The 8,671-nt window shown below is 53.2% G+C and carries 9 protein-coding genes; 2 read left to right on the forward strand and 7 right to left on the reverse strand.

Annotated features, from left to right (window positions below; all coding sequences use genetic code 11):
• The first annotated feature begins 466 nt into the window (after nucleotides 1-466).
• Both ybeY and hpf read left to right on the forward strand, forming a co-directional pair.
• Nucleotides 467-895 (forward strand): rRNA maturation RNase YbeY, encoded by a 429-nt coding sequence (gene ybeY, locus PPP56_RS06905; RefSeq protein WP_353563305.1) that lies wholly within the window; start codon nucleotides 467-469, stop codon nucleotides 893-895.
• A gap of 386 nt (nucleotides 896-1,281) precedes the next feature.
• Entirely contained in the window at nucleotides 1,282-1,596 is a 315-nt protein-coding gene (gene hpf, locus PPP56_RS06910) for a ribosome hibernation-promoting factor, HPF/YfiA family (RefSeq protein ID WP_353563306.1), read from the forward strand.
• 174 nt (nucleotides 1,597-1,770) lie between these two features.
• On the opposite strand, the gene metF is transcribed toward hpf, so the two are convergent.
• The 7 genes from metF to PPP56_RS06945 form a co-directional block, all read right to left on the reverse strand.
• Nucleotides 1,771-2,730 carry a methylenetetrahydrofolate reductase [NAD(P)H] gene (gene metF, locus PPP56_RS06915; RefSeq protein WP_353563307.1) on the reverse strand — a complete coding sequence of 320 codons (960 nt, stop codon included), beginning with the start codon at nucleotides 2,728-2,730 and terminating at the stop codon, nucleotides 1,771-1,773.
• Between the two features lie 74 nt (nucleotides 2,731-2,804).
• Nucleotides 2,805-3,110 carry a hypothetical protein gene (locus PPP56_RS06920; protein WP_353563308.1) on the reverse strand — a complete coding sequence of 102 codons (306 nt, stop codon included), beginning with the start codon at nucleotides 3,108-3,110 and terminating at the stop codon, nucleotides 2,805-2,807.
• 439 nt (nucleotides 3,111-3,549) lie between these two features.
• Nucleotides 3,550-3,963 carry a cytochrome C oxidase subunit IV family protein gene (locus PPP56_RS06925; RefSeq protein ID WP_353563309.1) on the reverse strand — a complete coding sequence of 138 codons (414 nt, stop codon included), beginning with the start codon at nucleotides 3,961-3,963 and terminating at the stop codon, nucleotides 3,550-3,552.
• A gap of 108 nt (nucleotides 3,964-4,071) precedes the next feature.
• On the reverse strand, nucleotides 4,072-4,767 hold the full coding sequence (locus PPP56_RS06930; RefSeq protein WP_353563310.1) for a cytochrome c oxidase subunit 3 family protein: 696 nt from the start codon (nucleotides 4,765-4,767) through the stop codon (nucleotides 4,072-4,074).
• 79 nt (nucleotides 4,768-4,846) lie between these two features.
• On the reverse strand, nucleotides 4,847-6,583 hold the full coding sequence (gene ctaD, locus PPP56_RS06935) for a cytochrome c oxidase subunit I (protein ID WP_353563311.1): 1,737 nt from the start codon (nucleotides 6,581-6,583) through the stop codon (nucleotides 4,847-4,849).
• 60 nt (nucleotides 6,584-6,643) lie between these two features.
• Nucleotides 6,644-7,597 (reverse strand): cytochrome c oxidase subunit II, encoded by a 954-nt coding sequence (gene coxB, locus PPP56_RS06940; RefSeq protein WP_353563312.1) that lies wholly within the window; start codon nucleotides 7,595-7,597, stop codon nucleotides 6,644-6,646.
• 61 nt (nucleotides 7,598-7,658) lie between these two features.
• A complete protein-coding gene (locus PPP56_RS06945; RefSeq protein ID WP_353563313.1) occupies nucleotides 7,659-8,531 on the reverse strand; it encodes an SCO family protein in 873 nt (290 codons plus the stop codon).
• Between the last annotated feature and the right edge of the window lie 140 nt (nucleotides 8,532-8,671).

Below are 8,671 nucleotides of genomic sequence, written 5' to 3' on the forward strand. Positions count from 1 at the left end.
TAGGTCTACGGGCAAGCGCTTGAACATTAGGCAGTATCTAAACCTTCTCGCATGCTAAGAGCCTGTTTTGATTTCTTAATTTGGGCACCCCAGGAGTACGTCCTCCCTGCGGTCGGGGCGCTGCGAGCGGCTCCGCTGGGCTGGGGCCGAAGGTCATGCCCCTGGTGCAAATTGCCCCCGATATACGGGCGTCAGTCGGGCTTGCGCCCTCGTGTCGGCCCGTAGCCCCGGCTACGAACCTCTATCGTGGTCCAATTTTCGCCGCAGCGGCGCTCGCTCTCGCCGGCAAACCAAAACCCAAACAGGTTCTAAGTGCTGGTCGTGGAGGCTGCTATGGTGCTCCATCCCCCTATCAGAAAAAGCAAGGAGCAGAGATGCTCTGATACACCGACGCTGCCGCTCAACAAAGAATGGTAACCGTGGCCGCCTACTGTGTATTCGCGATTTGCCACTTAATCCGCATTATATGATTACGATTGAGACTACCTCTCTGCTCTCTGAACTTCCTGTTGCAGACCACGATCTGGTTGCGCTACTCACGCATGTGGGAGCAGAAGAGAAGGCAGAGATAGGCCATGTCACCGTTATCCTTGGTGGCCATGATCTCGTTCGGCGTCTCAACGTGGAATACCTGGAGCACGACTACAATACGGATGTGCTCGCCTTTAATTTAAGCGAGCCCGACGGTCCTACAGAAGGAGAGATCTATGTGGATGTGGAGACGGCACAGGAGCGCCACACCGAGTTTGATACGACAGCAGCTCGTGAAGTGGCTCGCTATGCCGTGCATGGTTTGCTTCATCTTGTTGGCTACTCCGATAAAACAGAAGATGGACAGGCAGAGATGCGCCGCCTCGAAGACCGGTATCTAACATGGCTCGACGACGATACCTGATTGCAACTCAAGGGTATGCATCCGCCGACCCGTGCTTTTTGACTGGTTTTGGCATACTCATTGGTCTCTCAACCTTTGCAACTTCGTTGTGCCATAACCGCTCGGTTCTCGGGTAGGGTACGCCTGCTTATGGCAAGTTATACCTGGCAGGGTTGTTCTTAAGCTGCAACACTTCTATCTCCTGCGCGTGTCCGATAACGGCGACGCACCTTACTTTTAACGCCGCCTGTTCATGACTCAAATGCGCAGCGGAATAACACAGTAGAATAGCAGCAGCGGCAGATGTATCTGCATCATTGCTGCCCTACTGTCTGGCTATCTATATGCTTTAGCTGCTGCATTTGCTTTCACTTATCTGTTTGCCCTCATAAGCTTTGTTGTGCCTTATGAACCTCCAACTTACCACGCGCCATGTGACTGTAAGCTCACAGGTGCAAGCCCGTGTCGAAGATCGGATTCGCAAGCTTGAGCGCTACTATGATGGCATCATCAATGCGGAGGTCGTGCTTGGGAAAAACAACAGCCCAGCTGAGGAGAAAACTGTCGAGGCGCGGTTAGATGTCTACCAGAAGCGTCTGACTGCGACAGGCGAGGCTGGAAACCATGAGGATGCAGCGAAGGAGTGTGCAGATCAGCTTCGCCGCCAGCTGGAGAAGTACAAGGCTCAGCTTCGCCGCAAAGATCAGGATGCGCACCGCTAACTTTGTTGGCTCATTTCCTGCGTGCTCCCCTGGCCAGTTTGGGGCACGCCTTCTATGCTGCCATCTAAGCAAGAAAGCCCGGACCTCCGGGCTTTCTCTGTTTTACAGATATGTACGTATTAGATGCGACCCTTATCTGTCTCGCATCTATTGAGGGTGTTCAACGCCCTTCTTTCAGGCCATCTCACGCAGCGGTTCAACTACCTCTTTAACGACCTCTGCACTTGACATGATGTAGAAGTGCAGGCAGGGGATTCCACTGGAGAGAAGCTCTTCCGACTGCTGTATAGCCCATTCAATGCCCAGGTGCTTTACCTCTGTGTCGGTTTCTGCCGCTTCAATTTCGGCAGCCAGCTCTTCCGGGATGTCTGTATGGAAGTGGGTCGGGAGCGAGCGAAGATGCCGCTTCCTCGTGATAATCTTTATGCCCGGAATAATAGGGACATCAATACCAACGTCGCGACACTCTTCCACAAAACGAAAGAAGTAGTCGTTGTCGAAGAACATCTGCGTCACGACGTAATCGGCACCCGCTTCCACTTTTTGCTTCAGGTGCATGATGTCCCACGCTAAGTTGGGTGCCTGAAAATGCTTCTCTGGGTAGCCTCCGACCCCTATGCAGAAGTTGGTCGGCTGCGCATCCATCAGATCCTCCAGATACTCGCCTTCATTCATATCCTGGATCTGTTCGACCAGGTCGATGGCGTACTCATTCCGCGAACGATCGGGCGGCAAATCTTTCTGTACGCCCTTATCATCCCCGCGTATAGCAAGTACGTTGTCAATACCCAGGTAGTTAAGCTCGATTAGGGCATCTTCAGTTTCCTCACGACTGAATCCTTTGCACAGGATATGGGGCACTGTATCGATGCCATAGCGCGCCTCGATCGCCGCACAAAGCCCGAGCGTGCCGGGTCGCTTCCGCTTCACGCAGCGTTTCCAGGTGCCGTCTGGCATTGGCTTGTAGGAGACTTCCGCCGAGTGGCTGGTCACGTCAATAAACGGCGGTTCGTACGGCAGGAGCTGTTCTACAACCTGGAGCATCTGCTCGGCTGAGCCACCACGACGCGGCGGAATGATTTCGTAAGAGATAAGCGGATTAGAGGCGCGGTCAAGATGTTCGGTAACCTTCATTCAAGCGAGTCGTTGGCAAAACAAAAATCGTGAGTTGCAGGCGTACAGGTCGGCCGTCGTGCGGTGGGTTATCGTCAGTTACGACGCATACGTATGTTTTCGCGCCAAGCCTCAGGAAAACCATCCGAATCTCCCCAGGCATACCGGTAGTCTGGAGAAGTCTTGCGCAGGTATTGACTGCGACGCTGCCGCTCTCGTATGTCTTGTGCCCCAACGGGCACGCTCTTTTCTTCATGGGCCCGCTCATCCCATAGCACAATGGAATCCCCCTCAAAAGACAGTGGCTTTTCAGGAAAGTACAATCGGTAGGCTGTGGCCAGTACCCATGTCAGGAGGAAGAAGAGAATCGGCCCAACCAGAGCGATAAAGAGCACATGCATGGGAGAGCAGTCAGTTGAAAACCAGTTGCACGAGAGTGTTAAGGGGCTGCATCACGGCTTTTCCGGTGCAGGGCGGCGGGGCGCTACACAAGCTGCTACGAAGGCTGTTGTAGGGCAGTAAGGTTGTCCGATCAGGTGTTTCTTTGATGCTTGGCTCGCAATGTAATACATAGCAGAGCCGTATGCATAGTCTTTCCCAGCAAGGACGCGTCGCCCAATACCACTTCAGAAGTACGCTTGTCGCACATGATCCTGTAAGCCTGCATGTGCTGCCCCCGATCTATCATTCTATAGATCAATAATACACATAGAGAAAACGGACGTCGCATTATGAAGATTCGACGCCCGTTCCTTTATTGTGCTGAAACAGGGGATGCTATGCAGATCGTTGCGTTTGGGCCCATTACCATTAAGTCGCGAAGAGCCTTTGGGCAGCCTGTTAAGCGTTGTCGCTGGACTCGGGAAGTTCCTCAGTATTCGGGTTGGCTTCTTGTTCCAACTCCTGCAAGAGCTGTTCACGCTCTTGTATTGTCATCGGGTCGACGTTATCAAGATCACCACGGAATGCCGTATCGAGGAGTGTAAACGTAACAAACACCCCGACAAACAACACACCCACTATGAAAGTGAGCGTGTTGACCGGATTGTCGTACTTCAACGCCATGAAGATCATAACGACGAGTGCTGTTTTGCTGCTTGCGAGACCAAGCGCAGCGGGCACTTCGAATATACCCAGGTCAAACTGGGCCAATCCTACTGTAATAAGCGTAAGTGCAATCAACCCCGCAAAGGTCTTTGTGAGTGTTGGAATGGGGATGATGTGATGTCCGTGGTTACCAGAGTCGTGGGCCATAACGGGGAGGCAAGGTGCATTAAGTTAGGCAACGTTGTATCGGCCATGCGAGCGCCTGCGCGTGCGTGCACTGCGCGCTCGGAGCGCCTTTCTGATCTACTAAGTAGCTTACACCAGGTAGAGCAGAGGAAACAGGAAAATCCAGACGATGTCTACGATGTGCCAGTACAAGCCGGTAAGCTCTATGGGCGTGTAGTACTCGTCGCTAAAGTGACCACGGTAAGCGCGCGAAGCCATCCATGCAATCAGTCCCATCCCAATTAGAACGTGCACTCCGTGTATGCCGGTCATTACGAAATAGATGCTGAAGAACTGCGGCACGTACTGAATAGCAGCAAGATACTCGTAACTTCCTGTCGGATTAAATGCTTCGCCCGGGAAGATGCCCACCTCGAATTTTGCCATGTACTCGAAGTACTTAACCACCAGGAAAACACCGGCGAGAGCCAGGGTGGAAAGCAGACTTATTACCGACTTCTGTACGTCATTCTTCTGGATATAGTGGATGGAGAGGGCAACCGTAAACGACGAGGTCAGCAGAACCAGCGTGTTCACGAAGCCAAGCTGCCAGTCGAGCGTAGCGCTCGCCTCCACAAAAGCGACCGGATTCCAATTCCGGTATACGGCGTAGGCGACAAATAGAGCCGAGAACAGCAGTATCTCGGTGACCAGGAAGAGCCACATGCCCAGCTTGGCCGAGTCAAACTGCTGCTCGGATGACACAAAGTGGTGCTGAAGGTGCGGCGGATGATCGTCGTGCGCCGTATCGACGTGGTCTGTAGCCGGTGCTGTTTCAGTAGACATCGGATAAACTGCGTAAGTCAGGAGATCAACATGGGAACACGGGGACACTACACAGCGCCCCGTGATCAGTACGTATACGCTACTGCTTCGGCTCGTCGCCGGGTGCTGCAGGCGCTGCTTCGGGGGGAGAGAGAAGATCTTCGTCAATGCCTGCTCCATCCCCACTTGCCTGGCCATCGCCTCCACCGAATATCTCATCGGCCTTGTGGAAGTCATATGGCCCGCGTGTTACCAGCGGCGTGCTCGTGAAGTTGTGCGGGTCTGGTACCGCCGCAACGTTGGTCCACTCAAGCGTAGCTGCTGCCCATGGGTTCTGAGGAGCTCGCTTGCCGTAAAACAGCGAGTGCAGAGCGTAGCCGAGCACAAGGAAGAGTCCGGCTGCGAGAATGAAGGAGCCGATCGTAGACAGCTGATGCAATCCTGCAAAGCGATCCACGTACTCGTAGTAGCGGCGCGGCATGCCCTGGCTTCCGAGCACGAGCTGCGTGAAGAACGTAACGTTGAAGCCGATGAAGATCAGTCCAGCTGCGATCTTGCCCAGCATCTCGCTGTACATACGCCCTGTTATCTTTGGCCACCAGTAGTGCATACCTCCCAGAAGCGCCATTACTGAGCCACCCATCATAACATAGTGGAAGTGGCCCACAACAAAGTACGTGTCGTGCAAGTGCACGTCAACCGCAAGCACACCGACCATAATACCGGTAAGTCCACCAATGGTGAACAAGAACAAGAAGCTCAGCGCGTATAGCATCGGTGTCTGCAGCCATACCGATCCCTTGTACATCGTAGCCACCCAGTTAAAGATCTTGATGCCGGATGGGATACCAATCAGGTAGGTAATCAGCGAGAAGACGATCGATGAGATCGCCGACTGGCCCGACACGAACATGTGGTGTCCCCACACGAGAAATCCGAGCATCGCAATAGCAACCGACGACAGCGCAATAGCCCGGTAGCCAAAGATACGCTGGCGGCTGAATGTTGCGATCAGTTCACTGATGATGCCGAAGGCCGGCAGAATCATGATGTACACCGCCGGGTGCGAGTAGAACCAGAAGAAGTGCTGGAACAGAATCGGATCGCCCCCAAGCGCGGGGTCGAAAATTCCAATTTGAAGCGTCTGCTCAAGAATCAGCAGAATCATCGTGATGCCGATGACTGGCGTGGCCAACACCTGTACGATGCTTGTAGCGTAGAGTCCCCATATAAAGAGCGGCAGCCGGTTCCAGGTCATCCCCGGTGCACGCATTTTATGGATAGTGACAATAAAGTTCAGCCCAGTGAATATGGATGCGAATCCAGAGACGAAAATGGCCGCCGTCATAAAGATGACGGCACTTCCCTGCTGCGAGGAGTAAGGCGTGTAGAACGTCCAGCCGGTGTCCAACTGTCCAATGAGAAGCGCAGCAACTGTCATGATGCCGCCAGCCATATACACATACCAGCTGGCCAGATTAAGTCTGGGAAACGCAACGTCTTTCGCCCCGATCTGAAGCGGAAGCACAAAGTTGCCCAGAATAGCCGGGATCGACGGTACGATGAACAAGAAGACCATCATGATGCCGTGCAGCGTGAAGGTCTGGTTGTACTGGTCGGCCGACATAATGCTGAAGTCGGGCGACATCAACTCAAGCCGTACAGCCATGGCCAGGAGCCCCGCTACCAGAAAGACCACGGCAAGCGAGACCAGGTACATGATCCCGATCTTCTTGTGGTCTTTCGTCGTCAACCACTCCCACACACTGGTTTCATGGTTGAGGTATGTTTTAGGCTCGGAATGCTTATCGGATGCTGCGCGTGCTGCCGCTTCCATAATCAGTTCGCGTTCGTGGGTGTGAGGGGTGTTGGAATGGGCGCTATCTTCGGATGTTGGTTACTCGTCGTCGAGCGACTTGATGTACTCCACAAGCGCGGTTACCTGACGTTCATCAAGGTGCGCAAACGAGGGCATGATACCGGCACGGTATCCTTCGACGACCTGTGAGGTGGGTTCGACGATCATCTGACGCAGGTAGTTCTCATCTGCTTCGACCGTACGACCATCTTGAAGGTCGCGATCGCGCCCATGTAGCCCTTGCATCGTTGGGCCTACGCCATCGGATCCGTCGATGCTGTGGCAGCCCTGGCATCCGTTGCGCTGAAACTGAAGTTCGCCCAACTCAGCCAACGACATGGCATCTTCGTCAAGCACAGCGCCATCCACCCATTCGTCAAATTCGTCTTGTGGCATGACGTTTACGTCACCGATCATCGCTGAGTGTCCGGTTCCACAGTACTCAGTGCAAAATAACTCAAATGTGCCCGTCTGGTTTGCTTCAAACCATACTGCCGAATAGCGATTCGGAAGCACATCTTGCTTCACCCGGAACTGCGGGACAAAGAAGCTATGGATCACGTCGCCTTCTCGGCTGCTGAGATTGATTTTCACAGGCCGATCGGCAGGTACGTTCAATTCATCTGTTGTTTCAGCGCCATTCGGGTAGACGAAACTCCATCCGTACGAGTAGGCCTCGCCCTGGATTTCATAGGCATTAGGTGGAGCCGTGCCCAGTGTGATATAGGCCTGGAACCCCCATGTGAACACCAACAAGACAAGGATAGTGGGGATCACAATCCATGATATTTCAAGAAGACGGCTTTCCTCAACCAGCTCAGGCCGATCGTTTGGATCGCGGCGCCGGTACTTATAGGCAAAGTACACCATTGCCGCAACTACGCCAACGAATATGATCGCACTTGCCCAGTAGACAAAGTAGAATAGACCGTCGATTTCGGCAGCTACGGTAGAAGCGGCCTCAGGAAGCCAGAAGGAGCCTGAATCATTCATGATAGAAAGAAACGGATTACAGGAATAAATGGGGCCGAGAGCAAAGAGTGTACAGTCAGCGTTATCCACTCTGTGGTTTCGGAATCGAAAACGAGTCGTTAAGCTGTTGGTTAACCTGCTCGTTCTCGCGACGCCAGAAGACATAGAGCATGCCTCCAAGCACAATAACGGTAAGCCCAGAAGCGATTTTCATCAAGTTGAAGGCATCGGCTGTATAGGTGTTTGCTTCTGGATCAAACTGAAAGCAGTATAGCATTATCAGGTCCATCGGCGATCCAACTTGTCCAGCCGAGGCCTCAACCAGTGCCTGTCGCGTGTCACGCTCGGGAAGCTGCATGCCGTGTATGTACTGCGACACACGTCCATCACCGCTCAAGAACACGTATGTGGTGGGGTGAGCAAATTCTTGTTTAGACTCAATCCAGCGCACGTTGAAGCCAACAGCATCGGTCAGCGCGTCTATGTTTTCCGCGTCGCCTGTCAAAAAGTGCCACCCCGCATCTGCACGGGGTCGATCTAACTGTTGTAGATACCGATCGCGCTGCTCTCGTGCAATTTCAGGCGTCTCTTCCGGATTGAAGCTTACGGTAAGTACCGTATACTCCTCACCGGGTGTCCAGTCTAAAGAACGGAGTGTCTCTGTTACTCCGTTCATCATGAGCCCACACAACATGGGACACTCATGATATACCAGGTTAAGCAGTACCGGACGCTCATCATCAAAGTACTCGGAGAGTGTGACTTCTTTACCGGTGTGGTCGTGAAACGTCAGATGGCCAGGCACGACTTCGCCGTGCTTACGATCAATACCAACTCCCTCATATTCTTCGCGATGCTGCCCGGTCCGCTGTGCATCCGCGGACTCAACTGCAACGCCCATTGTAAAGATAAACAGTAGGCCGAAGAAGACGCATCGGTGAATGAAGCTGTGCATAGGCTTTACACACGGAAAGATGAGGCCACTACCTGTGGCGGTGTCAACACATGTACGTAACGTACACTTTACCACATGGTTGCAGTGCACGCACTCACTTCACTACCAGATCAAACAAAGAGCAACAAAGAGCAACAAAG

This window comes from Longimonas sp. (assembly GCF_040409695.1).
Lineage (GTDB): Bacteria > Bacteroidota > Rhodothermia > Rhodothermales > Salinibacteraceae > Longimonas.

What these genes read in the sequence shown, in the direction of transcription:
- PPP56_RS06945 (WP_353563313.1), bottom strand. Translation starts at nt 8,531, where the DNA reads ATGCACAGCTTCATTCACCGATGCGTCTTCTTCGGCCTACTGTTTATC.
- ybeY (WP_353563305.1), top strand. Translation starts at nt 467, where the DNA reads ATGATTACGATTGAGACTACCTCTCTGCTCTCTGAACTTCCTGTTGCA.
- PPP56_RS06925 (WP_353563309.1), bottom strand. Translation starts at nt 3,963, where the DNA reads ATGGCCCACGACTCTGGTAACCACGGACATCACATCATCCCCATTCCA.
- ctaD (WP_353563311.1), bottom strand. Translation starts at nt 6,583, where the DNA reads ATGGAAGCGGCAGCACGCGCAGCATCCGATAAGCATTCCGAGCCTAAA.
- PPP56_RS06920 (WP_353563308.1), bottom strand. Translation starts at nt 3,110, where the DNA reads ATGCATGTGCTCTTTATCGCTCTGGTTGGGCCGATTCTCTTCTTCCTC.
- hpf (WP_353563306.1), top strand. Translation starts at nt 1,282, where the DNA reads ATGAACCTCCAACTTACCACGCGCCATGTGACTGTAAGCTCACAGGTG.
- coxB (WP_353563312.1), bottom strand. Translation starts at nt 7,597, where the DNA reads ATGAATGATTCAGGCTCCTTCTGGCTTCCTGAGGCCGCTTCTACCGTA.
- metF (WP_353563307.1), bottom strand. Translation starts at nt 2,730, where the DNA reads ATGAAGGTTACCGAACATCTTGACCGCGCCTCTAATCCGCTTATCTCT.
- PPP56_RS06930 (WP_353563310.1), bottom strand. Translation starts at nt 4,767, where the DNA reads ATGTCTACTGAAACAGCACCGGCTACAGACCACGTCGATACGGCGCAC.